The sequence below is a fragment of the Saccharothrix carnea genome (genome assembly GCF_003014735.1).
Taxonomy (GTDB): Bacteria; Actinomycetota; Actinomycetes; order Mycobacteriales; family Pseudonocardiaceae; genus Actinosynnema; species Actinosynnema carneum.
This window is the reverse complement of the sequence record NZ_PYAX01000002.1, coordinates 55,123-72,055: the sequence shown is the minus strand read 5'-3', so window position 1 is coordinate 72,055 and position 16,933 is coordinate 55,123. Positions and strand designations below refer to the sequence as shown.

Sequence of the window (16,933 nt, the reverse complement as noted above, 5' to 3'; positions counted from 1 at the left end):
GAACTTCCTGGAGAACTCGCGACAGTCGAACACGCGACCTCACCAGTCAGACGGCGGATCGCAACCTGCGCAAGCGGAAGTCCGCCGAGCCGTGGGGACTGCTGACCTCCACGGTGTACCAGGCCGGACAGGACTCGACGCTGGAGACCGTCCACGCCCAGGCCAACGCCATTCGCGAAGGCCGTACACGTGCGGCCCGGCTGCCGCTTCACGCCCTGACCTGCTCAGAACCGCCAGGCGTGGAAGCCCCGGCCCGACTTCTTGCCCAGCCGACCGGACTCGACCATTTCCGTCAGCAAGGGGCACGGGGTGTAAACCGGGTCGTCCAACAGCTCGCGCAGCACCAGCAGGGTGTCCCGGATGGTGTCCAGGCCGATGAGGTCGGCGGTGCGCAGGGGACCCATCTGGTGGCCGAAGCAGGATACGAAGACCTCGTCCACGGTGGCCGCGGGGGCGGTGCCCTCCGCCACCACCTTCACCGCCTCGTTGATGGCCAGCATCAGCACCCGGTTGGTCACGAACCCCGGCGCGTCCGCCACCACGATCGCCTTCTTGCCCAGCGACGACAGCACCTCGGCCGTGCGCGCCATCGCCGCGTCCGAGGTCTTCGGGCCGCGCACGACCTCGACGGCCTCCTTCAGCGGCGCCGGGTTCATGAAGTGGGTGGCCAGCACGCGGTCCGGTCGGGTGGTGACGGCCGCCAGCACGTCGACCGGGATCGCCGACGTGCACGACGCCAGCACGGTGTCCGGCCCGCACAGGCGGTCCAGCGCCGCGAACAGCTCCTCCTTCACCGCGATCCGCTCCGGGCCGCACTCCACGACGAACCCGCTCCCGGCGAGCGCGTCGAGGTCGGCGGTCCAGCCCACCCTGTCCGGCACTCCGGCCGGATCGGCCGGCGCCGGTCCGAGCAGCACCTGGAGCCGCAGGCCGTCGCGCACCCGGTCCGGCCCGGCGGCCAGTGCCGCCGGGTCCGGGTCGACCACGACCACCTCGTGCCCGGCCGCGGCGAAGCACTGCGCCACACCGGTGCCCATCACCCCGGCGCCGACCACACCGACCTTCACCGCCGCCTCCCGTCGACCAGCCGCACGTGCGCGGGATCGGGCAGCGGCTCGGGCGAGGTCCGCGCCAGCAGCATCCGGTCGCCGTCCCGCTCCACCACCTCGAACCCGGCGAACCGCAGCGTCACCAGCATCACCTGGTTGACCGGCGTGCGCAGGAAGCGCGCCACCGGCCGCCGTCCCCGCTCCACGGCGTCGCGCACGATGTCGCCCAGCAGCGCCGAGCCCACACCGCGCGACATCACCCGGCACGACATGAGCAGCAGTTCCAGCACCGCGTCGCCGCCGACGTGCGCCACGACCGCGAGCCCGATCGTGCCGTAGTCGCCGAACCGGTCCCGCAGCCGTGCCACGAGCACGTCGTGCTCCGACGACGCGCACAACGCCCGCAGTTCGTCCAGGTCGTAGGTGATCCCCGTGGTGTTGAGCTGGTGGGTCCGCACGGTCAGCTCCCGCGCGCGGTCCAGGTCGGCCTCGGTGGCGGGCACGACGGTCAGCTCCAGGTCGAGCGAGGCCAGGAACTGCGCCGCCGACCCGTCGAACCGCTGCTCGGCCTCCGCGCGCTCCCGCTCGGTCAGGTAGGACTCGCGCCGCCGACGCGACTCCGCCGTCACCGTCCCGGTCCGGAACTCCGACAGCGACGCCAGTGACCCCACCTGTTCGGCCGGGTAGCAGCGCACTTGCGGCAGTGCCGCGGCGACCTCCGCCCGTTCCACCACGTCGTTGTCGGTGAACGCGATGGTGTCCAGCCCGATGTTGAGCCCTTGCGCGATCCGCCGCACCGCCTCGGACTTCGGACCCCAGCCGACCTCCACGGCGCAGAACATCCGGTCCAGGCCGTGCTCGGCCAGGTGGGCCAACGCCACCTCGTGGTCGCCGCGACTGGCCACCGCGTGCAGGATCCCCCGCTCGTCCAACGCCTTGAGCGCCGCCACCGCCTCCGGACGCGGCACGGGGCGGTCACCTTCGAGCACCACGCCGTCCCACAACGTGTCGTCCAAGTCCCAGACCAGGCACTTCACCGCCGTCACGACCCACCCCGCAACGCATTGCCGCCCAGGTGCTGCTCGGCCACCTCGTCGGCGCCTTCGACGATCCCCATGACCGCAGCGTCCCGGTGGAACCGGCCCACCGCGCTGTCCGGCGCGATCCCCGCCGCGCCGTGCAGCCGCACGGCGTGCTCGGCGACCACCCGGGTGGGCACGTCGGCGGCCGGGAACCCGGCTTCCGCCACCGCCCGCACGACCTCGGTGGGCACGCCGCCCGCCCGGTCCCACTCGGCCGCGTCCGCGCGCACCGACTCCGCGAGAGTGACGTGGTCCACCGCTCACCGGGCCGCGGCGAGTTTGCCGCCGACGAACGCGGCTATTCGGTTCATGGTCCGGAAGTTGTCCAGGTCGAGATCCTCGACGTCCACCCGGATGGTGAAACTCTTTTCCACGTAGCTCACCAGTTCGAGGGCGAGCAGCGAGTTCACCAGACCGAGCGCGAAATAGTCCTGGTCCGGTTCCAACGGGCTTTCCGGCAGTGCCGAGGCGAAGAACGCGCGTATGCGCTCGACGATCGGGCCGAGGTCGTCGTCCACGCCGAAGTCGCTGGCCACATGACCTCCTCCGGTGAAGTCCAAGGCAACGTAACACGGTCGGGCAACTGTGGCGACCATCGGTTCGGTATTCAACATCCGAAGCGCGGGTTCGGTTCCCCGAATGGTATGCCGCCAATCGGCGGTTGCCCCGGTCGGATGGCACTGGAAACGTCGGTGCTCCGGTTGATGCGTTCGATGGCGATATCCGGAGTCGACTGGCGGAATTGCGCATGGGTGTCGAGCACTTGTCGGTGGGAAGCGTGCACGACCTGTTCGCGGCCCGCGTCGCCGCCGAGCCGGACCGGATCTCGGTGGTGTGCGGCGCGCAGCGGCTGACCTTCCGGGAACTGGCCGCCGGGGTGGACGCGGTGACAGGTGGGCTGCTCGCGCGCGGCGTGCGGCCGGAGGACCCGGTCGGCCTGCTCGTCGAACGCGGCGTGGACGCGGTGGTGGCGCTGCTCGCGATCCTGCGGGCGGGCGGCGCGGTCGTGCCGCTGGCCGTGGACCTGCCCGACGCGCGCCTGGCCGAGCTGGTCATCGACGCCCGCCCGGCGCTCGTGCTCACCCGGCAGCGGTTCGCGCACCGGCTGCCCGGCGTCCCCACCGTCTTCCTCGAGGACGACCACCCGCCGAGCAGCGCGCCCCCGCCCCGGCTCACGCCCGACCACCTCGCCTACGTCCTGCACACCTCCGGCTCCACCGGCCGCCCGAACGGCGTGCTGGCCACCCACCGCGGCCTGCTCGCCCTGCACGCGCACCACAGCCGCGGCCTGTTCGCCTCGGTGTCGCCGCTCAAGGTCGCCCACACCGCCGGGTTCGGCTTCGACGCGATGTGGCTGCCGGTGCTGTGGATGCTGGCCGGCCACGAGCTGCACGTGATCGACGACGACGCGCTCGCCGACCCGAGGACGCTGGTCGACCACGTGGTCGCCGCCGGCATCGACGTGCTGGACGAGACGCCGTCACGGCTGCGCGAGCTCCTGCGCGCCGGGCTGCTCGAAGGCGGGCACCGACCGCGGGTCGTGGTCACGGGGGGAGAGCCGGTCGACCCGGACCTGTGCGCGCGCCTGGTCGCGGCCGGTGTCGCCGCGCACAACGCCTACGGCACCACCGAGGTCGCGGTGGAGAGCCTGCTGTGCCCGGTGACCGAGGTCGACCAGGCGGTGCTGGGACACCCGATCGCGGGCGCCCGTGCGCACGTGCTGGACGCCGACCTGCGGCCGGCCGACGAGGGCGAGCTGTACCTGGCCGGTCCCGGCGTGGCCCGCGGCTACCTCGGCCGGCCGGGCCTGACCGCAGCGTCGTTCGTCGCCGACCCGCACGGCCCGCCCGGCAGCCGGATGTACCGCACCGGCGACCTCGTGCGCCGCCGCCCGGACGGCCTGCTGGACCACCTGGGCCGCGTCGGCGGGCACGTGAAGGTGCGCGGCGCCCGGGTCGACCCGGGCGAGGTCGAGGCGACGCTGCTGCGGCACCCCGACGTGTCCGCCGCGGCCGTGGTCCTGCGGGACGACCGGCTCGTCGCCTACGTCGTGGCCGACCGGCCGCCGGACGTGCTGCGGTCCTACCTCGCCGACCTCCTGCCCGCCCCGGCGGTGCCGTCGCTGGTGGTGCCGCTGGCCGCGCTCCCGCTGACCGCCAACGGCAAGCTCGACCGGCGCAACCTGCCGCGGCCACGGCCCACCGGCCCCGTGACGCCACCGCGGACCCCCGCCGAGGAACGGGTCGCCGCCGTGTGGCGCGACGTGCTCGGCGTCGAGCGGGTCGGCGCGGACGACGACTTCGTGGCGCTGGGCGGTGACTCGATCCTGGCCATGCGGGTCGTCGCCGCGCTGGACCGGAACCTGCCCGCGCGGCAGGTGTTCGCGTTGCGCACGGTCGAGGCGCTGGCCGCGGCGCTGTCGTCCGACCAGCGCCCCCGACCCGGCGTGGACACCACGCCGCCGGAGACCGCGGCACCCCTGTCCTACGCCCAGGAACGCCTGTGGTTCCTCGACGAGTTCGCGCCCGGTGGCACCGAGTACACGACCACGGCCGGGTTCCGGCTGCGCGGCGAGCCGGACCCGGACGCGTTGGGCGTGGCCCTGACCCGGCTCGTCGCCCGGCACGAGCAGTTGCGCACCACCTTCCACACCGTCGACGGCCGCGGCACGCAGGTGGTGGTGCCGCCCCACGAGGTGCGGGTGGAGTCGGGGACGCAGGCCGGGTTGGCCGACTTCGTGGCCCGGCCGTTCGACCTGCGCACCGGGCCGCTGCTGCGCGCGGCGCTGCTGGCGGCGGACGAGGACGGCGAGCACCTGCTCGTGCTGTGCCTGCACCACATCGTGACCGACGGTTGGTCGATGGGCGTGCTCGCGCAGGAGCTGGGCCTGTGCTACTCCGCCGCCGTGCGCGGGCAGGAGCCCGACCTCGCGCCGCTGCCCCTGCGCTACACGGACTTCGCGCGCCGCCAACGCTCCCGCCTCACCGGTGCGGCGCTGGACGCGCACCTCGTGCACTGGGAACGGCGGCTGGCCGGCATGGCGGTGCTGGACCTGCCCGTGGACCGGCCGCGTCCCGCGGTGCGCACCGCGGCCGGCTCGACCCACCGCCGCACCGTGCCGCCCGAGGTCGCCGAGGGCCTGGTGGAGCTGGGCCGCGGCCACGGCGCGACGCTGTTCACCACGCTCATGGCGGCCACGCAGGCGTTCCTGGCGCGGGTGAGCGGTCAACGCGACATCGCCGTCGGCACGGTGACCTCCGGCCGCGACCACCCCGACCTGGCGGGTCTGGTCGGGTTCTTCGTCAACACCGTGGTGATCCGGTCGCAGGTCGACCCCGGACTGTCCTTCGTGGACTTCCTGCGCCGCGTCAAGGACACCGTCCGCGACGCGCTCGACCACGACGACGTCCCGTTCCACCGCCTGGTCGAACTGCTGCAACCCGAACGTGACGCCGGCCGCTCACCGCTGGTGAACGTGGTGGTGGCGCTGCAGAACGCGCCGGCCGCGCCACCCGAGCTGGCCGGCCTGGAGGTGGTGGAGTTCGACCCACCGCGCCAAGCCGCCGTGTTCGACCTGACCCTGGAGTTCACCCGCGACGACAGCGGCCTGCACCTGGTCGTCGAGTACAGCACCGACCTGTTCGACGACACCACCGTCACCCGGCTGGTGGACCGCTTCCTGGTGCTGCTCGACCACATCACCGCCGACCCGCACCGGCCGCTGTCCCGGCTGCGCCTGCTCACGCCCGGCGAACGGCGCCAGGTCCTGCACGACTGGACCTCGGGGGCGCCGAGCCCGGACCGCACGATCACCGGCCGGTTCGCCGACCACGTCGCCGAACGCCCGGACGCGGTCGCGGTGACCTGCGACGGGAGGTCGTTGACCTACCGGGAGTTGGACGGGGCGGCCAACCGGCTCGCCCACGGGCTGCTGGCCCGGGGCGTGCGCTCGGAAGACCGCGTCGGCCTGTGCGCGCCGCGCGGCCTGCCCGCCATCGTCGCGCTGCTGGGCATCCTCAAGGCCGGCGCCGCGTTCGTGCCGCTGGACCCCGGCTACCCGGTCGGTCGGCTCGCCGACATGATCACCGACTCCGGCGCACGCCTGGTGCTCGCGCCCGCCGGCGCACGGGAACGGCTGCCCGCCGGGATCGACGTCGTGGACCCGACGCCGGACGACCGGCTGCCCGACCAGGCACCGCCGGTCGTGGTCCGGCCGCGCAACGCCGCGTACGTGATGTTCACCTCCGGCTCCACCGGACGTCCGAAGGGCGTGCTGGTCGAGCACCGGTCGGTGGCCCGGCTCGCCGAGGGCGACCCGTTCCCGATCGGCCCGCACGACGTGGTGGCGCAGTGCTCCACGCTGTCGTTCGACGCCTCGACGTTCGAGATCTGGGCGGCGCTGCTGTCCGGAGCCCGGCTGGCGGTGTCCTCGGGGACGCTGCTGTCGCCCGACGACCTGCGCGCGTTCACCGCCGCGCACGGCGTGACCGTCCAGTGGCTGACCGCGGGACTGTTCCACGAGGTCGCCGCGGCCGACCCGACCGCGTTCGCCGGGCTGCGCCACCTGGGCAGCGGCGGTGACGTGATCTCGCCGGGCCACTGCGCCGCGGTGCTGCGGCACGTGCCGGACCTGCGGATCGTGGACGGCTACGGCCCCACCGAAGGCACCACGTTCGCTTCGGCGCACGTCGTGCGGCCGATCGACCTCGGCGCCGCGTCCCTGCCGATCGGGCGGCCGGTCACCGGCACGCGGTGCTACGTGCTGGACGAGAACCTGGACCCGGTGCCGGTCGGCGTGCCCGGTGAGCTGCACATCGGCGGCACCGGGCTGGCCCGCGGCTACCTCGACCACCCCGGGCTGACCGCGTCCCGGTTCGTCGCGGATCCGTTCGGGCACGGTGACCGGCTCTACCGCACGGGCGATCTGGTGCGCTGGACCGCCGACGGACTGCTGGAGTTCCTCGGCCGCACGGACGACCAGGTCAAGATCCGCGGGTTCCGGGTGGAGCCGGGCGAGGTGGAGGCGGCGCTGCGCCGCCACCCCGAGGTCACCGAGGTGGTCGTCGTGCCGCACGAGCACGTGCCCGGCCACAGGCAACTCGTCGCCTACGTGGTCGCGGGCGCCGGGGCCGACGAACTGCGCCGGTTCCTGGCCGACCGGGTGCCCGCCCACCTGGTGCCCGCCGTGATCGTGCCGCTGCCCGCGCTGCCGCTCATGGTCAACGGCAAGGTCGACCGCAGGGCCCTGCCGCCGCCCCGCGCCCGGTCCGACCGCGCCCACGTGCCGCCGAGCGGGCCGCACGAGGAGGTGCTGGCCCGCGTCTGGGCGGAGGTGCTGGGCGTGGAGCGGGTCGGCGCGGACGACAACTTCTTCGCCCTCGGCGGCGACTCCATCCTCAGCATCCAGGTGGTGTCGCGAGCCCGTGAACTGGGGGTGTCGGTGACGCCCCGGGACGTGTTCCTGCACCAGACGCTCAGCGGCGTCGCGGCACACGCCACCACCGCCCGGCCCCCGTCCGCCGAACGGGAGCCCGCGACCGGCCCGGTGCCGTTGACCCCGGTCCAGCACTGGTTCCTGGCCACCTCGGCCGACCCGGCGCACTTCGCGCAGTGGCTCGAGGTGGAGCTGGAACCCGACGTGGACGTGGCCGCGCTGCGGGCCGCGGTCGAGGCGCTCCCGGTCCGGCACGACCTGCTGCGCGCCCGGTTCGAACGGGTCGACGGGCAGTGGCGGCAGCACGTGCCGGAAGAGTCGGGTGAGGTCCTCACCACCGGGCCGCTCGTGCCGGCCGAGTGGCGTGCCCCGCTGGCCACGGGCCCGCTGTTCCGGGCCGTCCTGTCGACCGACGCCTCGCGGCTGGTGCTGCTCGCGCACCACCTCGTCGTGGACGGCGTGTCGTGGCGGATCCTGCTGGAGGACCTGGCCACCGGCTACGACCAGGCCGCCGCCGGCCGGCCCGTCGACCTCGGACCGCGGACCACGTCGTTCCGGGAGTGGGCGCGCCGGTTGCACGCCGAGGCCGGGCGGTTCGCCGAGCACCTGGCGTACTGGGAACGTGCCGTCGCCGCCACGGCAGGGCTGGTCGAGCCCGTGGAGGCCGGGCGGTCGGCCGACTTGCGGTACGGGGATCGCGGGGTCGCCGCGGCGTCGGGGCGGGATGTGGCCGTGCCGGCGGATCGGCCGGAATCCGCGGACCGCGCGGTGGCGGCGGAGCCGGACGAGACCGAGTTGCCCGAGCACGCCGTCACCGTGAGGCTGTCCGCCGAGGAGACGGCCGCGTTGCTGCGCGGCGCGGCCACCGCCTACCGCGCCGGCGCGGAGGACGTGCTGGTCGCCGCGGTCGGCCGGGTGCTGGGCCGGTGGAGCGGGCAGGCGCGCGTGCCGCTGGAGCTGGAGGGCCACGGGCGGGAGGAGGTGTTCGCCGGGGTCGACCTGTCCCGCACGGTCGGCTGGTTCACCACGCTGTTCCCGTTCACCGCCGAGCTGCCCGACGCCGACTGGGGCACGGCGGTCAAGACCGTGAAGGAGCAACTGCGCACCGCGCACCGGCACGCGCTCAGCCACAGTGTGCTGCGGTGGCTGACGACCAGCCACCCGGCCGGGCACCGGCCGTTGGCTCGGGTGAACTACCTCGGGCGCTACGACGCCGTGTTCACCCGCGTGCCGGGCGGCATCCGGTTGGCCAAGCCGCCGACGACCGCGCCACGCCTGGACGTCACGGCCGCCGTCACGGCCGGCGGCGAGCTGGAGGTCGAGTGGGTGCACGCGCCGGAGGCCCACCCGACCCCTGTGGTCGAGCGGATCGCCGAGGACGTGCTGGCCGCGTTGCGGGAGATCACCGCGCACTGCGCCGGACCGGGCGCGGGCGGCGTCACGCCGTCGGACTTCCCGTTGGCCCGGCTGACGCAGGACGAGCTGGACGTGATCGCGGGTGACGGCCGGTCGGTCGAGGACGTCTACCCGCTCACGCCCGCGCAGGGCGGGATGCTGTTCCACAGCCTCTCCCGGCCCGACGCCTACGTGGAGCAACTGCACCTGACCCTCACCGACGCCGACCCGGACGGCCTGGCCCGGGCGTGGCGGCGGGTGGTCGACGCGAACCCCGCCCTGCGCACGTCCGTGGTGTGGGCGGAGGTGCGCGAGCCGGTGCAGGTGGTGCGGCGGTCGGTCGACCTGCCGATCACCCACCACGACTGGCGCGGCGCGGCGGACGACGAGCGGTGGCGGCGGTTGCTGGCCGAGGACCGGGCGGCCGGGTTCGACCTGTCGGCGCACACGTTGACCCGCCTGGCGTTCGTCCGCACCGGCGACCGCGAGATCCGTCTGCTGTGGACGTTCCACCACCTCCTGCTGGACGGCTGGAGCGCGTTCCAGGTGCTGTCGGAGGTGCTGGGCGGGCCGCGGTCGCGCCGGCCGTTCCGCGACCACGTGGCGCGGGTGCTGCGCCAGGACCCGAGTGAGGAGCGCTGGCGGGCGCTGTTCGACGGGTTCCGCGGGCCGACCGCGCTGCCCTACGACCGGCCGCCGGACCGCGCGCACCTGTCGTGCTCCTCGGCCGTCCACGTGACCGGGCTGCCCGCCGGCGTGCGGGGGTTCGCCCGGCGCAACCGGCTCACGCTCGGCACGGTGGCGCAGGGCGCGTGGGCGTTGCTGCTGGCCCGGCACGGCGGCACGCGTGACGTGTGCTTCGGCCTGGTGGTGTCCGGGCGGACCCCGGACCTGCCCGGCGCGGACACCGTGGTCGGGATGCTGGTCAACACCGTGCCGGTGCGGGTGCGGGTGGAAACCGAAGACGTGCCGGGCTGGCTGGCCCGGCTGCAGGCCGAGGGGCGGCCGGCCGACCACGCCGCGCTGACCGACATCCGGCGGTGGGCCGGGCTGCCGGCCGGGACACCGCTGTTCGACAGCGTCGTGGTGGTCGAGAACTACCCGCTGGACCACGACGTCGCGGCGGTCGACGTCCAGGCGGTGGAGAACACGAACTACCCGCTGCACCTCGTCGTCCACGACACCGAGCCGCTGACGGCCCAGCTCGGCTACGACCCGGACCTGTTCGACGCGGCCACGGCCGCCACCCTGCTCGACGAGTTCGCGGCCCTGCTGGCGGACCTGGGCAACGCGGCTCCCGCTGTTCCGCCGGACCGCGCCACCCGGCCGGTCGACCGCGACGACCCACCTGCCAACGGGCCGGCGCGGTTCGTGCCACCGGCCACGCCGGGGGAACTGGCGGTCGCCCGGGCCTGGGCCGACGTGCTCGGCGTGGACCGCGTCGGTCGCGGTGACGACTTCTTCGCCCTCGGCGGCGACTCGCTGCTCGCCCTCCGGGTCGCCGCCCGGCTCCGACCGGTCTTCGGACGGACGGTGGCGCCCCGGACCCTGTTCGACCACCCCACGGTCGGCGCATTGGCGGCGGTGCTCGGCAGCACCGCGGTCGAGGACGCCCACGCCCGGGACTACCAGCTGTGACGACGGAGGCAGCCGTGCGGGACGAGGACATCGCCATCATCGGGGTCGCCGCGCTGGTGCCCGGCCTCGACGGCCCCACCGGACCGGACGACCTGCACCGGCTGCTGGCCGAGGGTACCGACCTGATCGGGCAACCGTCGCCGACCCGCGTGCGGCACACCGGCGGCACCACCGGCACCCGGTACCTGCCGATGGCCTACCTGGACCGGATCGACCTGTTCGACCACCGGTTCTTCGGCATCTCCCGCCGCGAGGCCGAGATGATGGACCCCCACCAGCGGCTGCTGCTCCAACTCGCGCACGAGGCGATCGAGAACGCCTGCCTGGCACCGGGTTCGCTGCGCGGGTCGCGCACCGCCGTCGTGCTCGGGCACTCGCAGTCCGACTACGAAACCCTCTACCAGGGCGAGGACCCGCACCAGACGCTCGGCGCGCTGTCGGCTTCCTCCGCCGCCCGCGTCTCCTACCACCTGGACCTCACCGGACCGGCGTACGTCGTGGACACGGCGTGCAGCAGCAGCCTCACCGCGTTGGCCGGCGCGGTGGACGCGTTGCGCCACGGCACCGCAGACCTGGCGTTGGCGGGTGGTGTCAGCGTGCGGCCCGTGCTGCTCACCGAGCAGACCCACAGCCCGGTCCGGGGCGTGGAGTCCACCGACGGCCGGTGCCGGCCGTTCGACGAGCGGTCCACCGGCGCCCTGGCGGGCGAGGGCGGCGCGGTCGTGCTGCTGCGCCGGCTGCGGGACGCGGTGGCGGCGGGCGACCCGATCCGGGCCGTGGTGAAGGGCATCGCGGTCAACCACAACGGCCACCGCATGGTCGGGCTCAGCGCGCCCAGCCGCATCGCGCAGACCGAGGTGCTGCACCAGGCCTGGCGCGACGCCGACGTCGACCCGGCCACGATCGCCTACGTGGAGTGCCACGGCTCGGCCACGCCCCTGGGCGACGTGATCGAGGTGGACGCCCTGCGCGAGGCGTTCACCGCGGCCGGTGTGCCCGCGCCGGGCGCCGCGATCGGCTCGGTCAAGGGCAACGTCGGCCACCTCGATGGCGCCGCGGGCATGGCCGGGCTGCTCAAGGCGCTGCTGTCGGTGGGGCGCGGCGTGCTGTACCCGACCGCCAACTTCACCTCGCCCAACCCGATGCTCGACCTGTCCGGGCCGGTGCACGTCAACCCCGGGCACCGGCCGTGGCCCGGACGCGACGGCGTGCCGCGGCGGGCCGGCGTGACCGCGCTGGGCATGACCGGCACGAACGTGCACGCGGTGCTGGAGCAGCCGCCCGCGCGGGTGGCGCCGGAGCCGGAGTCCGGCGTGGAGCTGGTGACCGTGTCGGCGAAGTCCGCGGCCGCGTTCCAGGCCTACTGCGACCGGCTCGCCGACTTCGTCGAACGCACCGGGCACGCCCTGCGGACCGTGGCGCACGCGATGAACCGGGGCCGCGACGACCACGCGTTCCGCGGCGCGTTCGCGGTGGAGAGCGGGGAGGAGCTGGTCGAGGCGCTGCGATCGGCCGTGCCGCCGGACGCCGCGGTGCCCGACGACCGGCCGGTGGTGGTGTTGTTGCCGGGCGACGCCGCGCCCGACGACGCCACGTGGGCGGAGCTGGCCTCGTCGTTCCCCGCGCTGGCCGCCGTGACGCTGCCCGAGGCGTCCGCCGCCCGGCTGGTCGTGGCGCAGACCGCGTTGCTCGACCTGGCACGGGGACTCGGCGTGCGGGACGCGCACCTGGTCGGCTCGGGCGCCGGCAACCTCGCGGTGCGGGTGGCCCGCGGTGAGCTGTCCGTGCCGGACGCCGTCACCGCCGCCGCGGAGCTGGGACTGACCTCCGACCTGGACCGCACCCGCCTCGGACGGGTGGTCGAGCGGTTCGCCGCCGACCAGGCGGTGCTGGTGGACCTGGGCGGCAACGGCGTGCTCGTCCGCGAGATCCGCCGCCTCCGACCGGACCTGCCGTGCGTGGAGCTGTTCTCCGTGCCGGGGCGGCGGGGCGTGCTGCGCCAGCTCGGCGCCCTGTACCGGCTCGGCGCGCGGATCGACTGGGACGCGCACTACGCCGACACCGCCGTCCCCCGCATCGAGGCGCCGACCTACCCGTTCGAGCCGGTGCGCTGCTGGTGCCGCCCCCTCGGCCCGGTCCAGGTCACCCACCCGGCGCCGGAGGTCGCCCGACCGAGGACCGGCGCCGCTCCCGAGGACCGGGTGGCCGAGGTGTGGCAGGAGGTGCTGGGCGCGGAAGGGCTCACCCCGGACTCGGACTACTTCGCCCTCGGCGGCACGTCCATCGCCGGGATCAGCGTGCTGCGCGCGTTGGAGCGGGACTTCGCCGTGCGCCTCACCTTCGCCGACCTCTACGCCCACCCGACCGTGCGCGGACTCGCCGGACGCGTGGCCGAACTGCGCGACGAGGGTGGGACGAGCGGGCCCGCGCCGATGGTGCTGGTGCCGCGCGGCGGTGCGCTGCCGGTGTCGTTCGGCCAGGAGCAGCTGTGGTACCTCGACCACCTCGACCCCGGCACCCCCCTCTACAACATCCCGCACGACTTGCGGCTGACCGGACCGCTCGACCGGACCGCGCTCGTCGCCGCCGTGCGCGGCATCCTCGCCAGGCACGAAGTGCTGCGCACCCGCGTCGCGGCCGACGACGACGGCGTGCCGCGGGCGTACGTGCGCGAGGAAGAACCCGAGGTCATCGTGATCGACCTCAGCGGGCTGCCGGAAGCCGAACGCCACCGCCAGGCGCGGCGGGTGGTGGACGAGGAGGCCCAGCGACCGTTCGACCTCGCCGCGGGACCGCTGGTGCGGACCACGTTGGTGCGCCTGGCCGAAGAGGACCACGTGCTGATGTGGAGCTACCACCACATCGTCTTCGACGGCTGGTCGCCCACGGTGTTCTTCCGCGACTTCACCGAGCTGTACCTGGCCGCGCTGGCCGGCCGCGAGCCCGACCTGCCCGTGCTCACCGCGCAGTACGCCGACTTCGCCGAACAGCAACGCCGCCGGTTCGCCGGCGGCGCGCTGGAGGCCGACCTCCGGTTCTGGCGGTCGCAACTGGCCGGGCTGCGGTCACCGGAACTGCCGCTGGACCGGCCGCGGCCCGCCACGCGCTCGTTCGCGGGCGCGATGGTGGAGTTCGAGATAGGTGCGCGGGACGCCGAAGCGGTCCGGGCGCTGAGCAGGCGCCTGGGCGTCACCACGTTCGTCACCATGCTCGCCGTGGTCGACGCCCTGCTGCACCGCTGGGGACGGCTCACCGACGTGGTGGTGGGCGTGGCCACGTCCGGCCGGGTCGACCCGGCCTCCCACGACCTGATCGGCTACTTCAACAACGTGCTGCCGTTCCGCACGCCCGTGCGCGGCGAAGCGCGGTTCCGCGATCTCGTCCAGCGTTGCGCGCGCACCGTGGCCGACGTGCTCGACCACGAGGAGGTGCCGCTGGAGAAGATCGTCGCCGACGTGCTGGGCCGACGCGACCCGGCGCGGCACCCGCTGTTCGACGTCGTCTACACCTACCAGAACGTGCCGCAGGCGACCGCCGAACTGGCCGGCCTGCCGTGCTCGCGCTACCTGGACGGTGCCATCGCCGGCATCGCGCCCGGCACCGCGAAGTTCGACCTGACCTTCGGCGTCGTGGACCAGGGCACGAGCGCCATGAGCGGCTACGTCGAGTTCGCCACCGCGCTGTACGACCGGGAGACCGCCGACCGGCTGGCGTCGTGGCTGCCCGCGATCGTCGCGCGGGTGGCGGCGGACCCTGACGTGCGGCTGGACGACCTGACCGGTGATGCGGAGGTACCCGTGACGAGCACTGCTCCGACCAAGGCCGTGGAGGTGCTGGGCGCCATCTGCGCCGACCTGCTCGGCGTGGACACCGTGTCGGCGGAAGACAACTTCTTCGCCCTGGGCGGTGACTCCGTCCTCGGCGTGCGGGTGGCGGCACGGGCGGCCAAGGCCGGCGTGCACATCACGCCGCAGCAGTTGTTGCAGCACCAGACCTTGGGCGGCTTGGCGGCGGCGGCCGTGGTCGACGGCGCTCCCGCCGCGGCACCCGCCGTCGTCGCCCACCGAGCCGACACCCCGGTGATCGCGCCCGAAGCCGAGCCCGTGGACGAGCGGCCGATCCCGCTGACGCCGATCATGCGCAGCTTCCTGGAGCACCTGCCCGAACGGCGCGGTGACCTGGTCGAGGTGCACGCGCTGGAACTGACGTCCCCCGACATCACCGCCGACCACGTCCGCACCGCCCTGCGACACCTCGTCGCGCGGCACGAACCGCTGCGCTACCGCTTCCGGCGCAACGCCGTCGGCACGCGGGTGGAGTGCCGGCCGGACGCGGAGGTGCCGTTCGACGTCGTGTTCCTCCCACCGGGCGACGAGCGCGAGGTGGTGGAGGCCGACTGCCGGGCGTTGAAGGACGACCTCGACCTGGACCGCGGACCGGTCGCCCGCGCCCGCTACTACGAGCGCGGCCACCGGCGCGGCGGGCTGCTGGTGCTCCTGGTGCACCACTTCGTATTCGACAACATGTCCACCGTCGTGCTGATGGACGACCTCGACGCGCTGCTCGCCGACGTGGCGGCGGGCCGTGCCGCGACGCCCCGCCCGGCGGCGGCCGGGTGGCGGGAGTGGGCGTGGCGGCTGCACGACATGGCGTCCTCCGACGAGGTCGCGGGTGAGGTGGGGTACTGGACCGCGGTCCTGCGCGAGGGCGCGTCGTTCGGCACCCTGACCGGACCGGGCGGGACCGGCCTGGTGCACCGCTCGCTGCCGGCGGTGTCGACCCCGGACGCCTCGGGGCGGGAGGTCGCGTTGTGCGCGGTCGCCACCGGCCTGGCCCGCTGGCGCGGTGAGGAGGGTGCTTACCTGATGCTGGAAGGCGAGGCGACGCCCAACGTCTACCGGCACGCCGGGCGGGGACCGTCGATCGGGTGGTTCACCAGCCTGCACCCCGTGGCACTGCCCGTGACCGCAGGCGCGCAGGACACGTTGGCCACGGCGGTCGACCGCGCCCGGTCCGTGCCGAACGACGGCGTGGGCTACGGCGTGCTGCGGCACCTGTCGCCCCACGGGCCGGAGGTCGGTCGGCTGCGCGCCCTGCCCGAGCCGCGGGTACTGCTGGTGCACGTGCCGGGGGACCTGGCGGCCTTCGACTCGGGCATCGGCCTGCTGCGGACGCGGTGGGACCTGTCGGTGAACCTCAAACGGGGCATGACCTCGTGGTTCCCGTTGATCATCGCGGTGTCGGAGCGCGACGGCGAGCAGCGCCTGGAGGTCAACAGCCTGGTCGACTTCGGACAGTCCGAAGTGGAGGCACTGGCCGAAGCGATCACCTCCGCCTACGGCGAGCTGGCGTGATCGCGCTCGCGGGCTCGGGCTGGTGCCTGGGCGACCCCGTGCCGATCGGGGAGTTGCCCGAGTGGGCGGACCTGGCCGACGCCGAACGGGCGGTGTGGCCGGCGCTGGGCATCGGGAGCGTCGCGGTGGCCGAGTCGGCCGGTGCCACCGACCTGGCCGTCGTGGCCGCCCGACGCGCGTTGGCGTCGGCGTCGGTCTCCGAGGCCGAGGTCGACGTGGTGATCACCGTGGAGGCACGCGCGCCCGAAACGCTGATCAGCTCCGACGCCACCCGACTGCAGGCCGCCCTCGGCGCGCGCCGGGCGATGGCGTTCTCCGTCGGCGGGCTCGGCTGCACGTCGCTCACCCCGGCCCTGCTCACCGCCGCGGGTCTGCTGCGCGACCCCGACGTGCGGACCGTGCTCGTGGCGCACGGCAGCAAACCCGCCACCTCGCGCCGCTACCGCCACCCCGTGACGATCAACGGCGACAGCGGCGGGGCGCTGGTGCTGACCAGGTCCGGCGACACCCGCATCCGCGACGTGCTGTTGGAGACCAACGGCGACTACGCCGACCTCTTCCGCGTGCCGTACCGCGACCGCCCGTTCCGCGAGTGGCGGGAGGAGTGCGCCGACCCGGCCACCTACTCGTTCCGCCTCGCGGTGGAGACCCGCAACCGCCTGCGCGACCTCACCGCCCGCATCCTGGACCGCAACGCCCTGAGCCCCGCCGACGTGACGTGCTACGTGGCGCAGAACCTGTCCGCGCCCTCGCACCGCAACTACGTCGACATCCTCGGCCACCCGCTGGCACCGTCGTGCGGCGACAACCTCGCCCGCTATGGCCACCTGGGGCCGAACGACACGTTCCACAACCTGCACACCGCCGACGTGCCGCCCGGCAGCCGGGTGGTGCTGCTGGACACCAGCCCGACGGCGGCGTGGAGTGCGGTCCTGGTGGAGGTCGGCGGCACGGACACCGGCACTCACCTGTTGTGACGAC

7 protein-coding genes are annotated in these 16,933 nt (G+C 74.4%); 3 read left to right on the top strand and 4 right to left on the bottom strand.

Translation table 11 applies throughout. The annotated features are described in order from the left end of the window. Window positions 1-224: 224 nt before the first annotated feature. Genes B0I31_RS04620 through B0I31_RS04605 form a run of 4 tightly spaced genes read right to left on the bottom strand, consistent with a single transcriptional unit; the run spans window position 225 to window position 2,667 of the window. Window positions 225-1,067, bottom strand: coding sequence for a 3-hydroxyacyl-CoA dehydrogenase family protein (locus tag B0I31_RS04620; RefSeq protein WP_106614085.1), 843 nt, complete (start codon window positions 1,065-1,067; stop codon window positions 225-227). After that, complete coding sequence (locus tag B0I31_RS04615; RefSeq protein ID WP_106614084.1) at window positions 1,064-2,095, bottom strand: HAD-IIIC family phosphatase; 1,032 nt, start codon at window positions 2,093-2,095, stop codon at window positions 1,064-1,066. The genes B0I31_RS04620 and B0I31_RS04615 overlap by 4 nt, the downstream gene beginning before the upstream one ends. Continuing rightward, window positions 2,092-2,388 carry an acyl-CoA dehydrogenase family protein gene (locus tag B0I31_RS04610; protein WP_106614083.1) on the bottom strand — a complete coding sequence of 99 codons (297 nt, stop codon included), beginning with the start codon at window positions 2,386-2,388 and terminating at the stop codon, window positions 2,092-2,094. Before B0I31_RS04610 ends, B0I31_RS04615 begins: the two co-directional genes overlap by 4 nt. A gap of 3 nt (window positions 2,389-2,391) precedes the next feature. Further along, window positions 2,392-2,667: an acyl carrier protein gene (locus tag B0I31_RS04605; RefSeq protein ID WP_245949688.1), complete on the bottom strand. Its 276-nt coding sequence runs from the start codon at window positions 2,665-2,667 to the stop codon at window positions 2,392-2,394. Window positions 2,668-2,879: 212 nt separating this feature from the next. Here B0I31_RS04605 and B0I31_RS04600 point away from each other — a divergent pair, with 212 nt between their 5' ends. The 3 genes from B0I31_RS04600 to B0I31_RS04590 are packed head-to-tail and all read left to right on the top strand — an operon-like array spanning window position 2,880 to window position 16,929. Next, entirely contained in the window at window positions 2,880-10,598 is a 7,719-nt protein-coding gene (locus B0I31_RS04600) for a non-ribosomal peptide synthetase (RefSeq protein ID WP_106614081.1), read from the top strand. Continuing rightward, the gene (locus tag B0I31_RS04595) at window positions 10,595-15,952 is read left to right on the top strand and encodes a condensation domain-containing protein (protein WP_245949686.1); all 5,358 of its coding nucleotides are present in this window, start codon (window positions 10,595-10,597) and stop codon (window positions 15,950-15,952) included. The genes B0I31_RS04600 and B0I31_RS04595 overlap by 4 nt, the downstream gene beginning before the upstream one ends. Then, the gene (locus B0I31_RS04590) at window positions 15,949-16,929 is read left to right on the top strand and encodes a 3-oxoacyl-ACP synthase (RefSeq protein WP_106614080.1); all 981 of its coding nucleotides are present in this window, start codon (window positions 15,949-15,951) and stop codon (window positions 16,927-16,929) included. The genes B0I31_RS04595 and B0I31_RS04590 overlap by 4 nt, the downstream gene beginning before the upstream one ends. Window positions 16,930-16,933 lie beyond the last annotated feature (4 nt).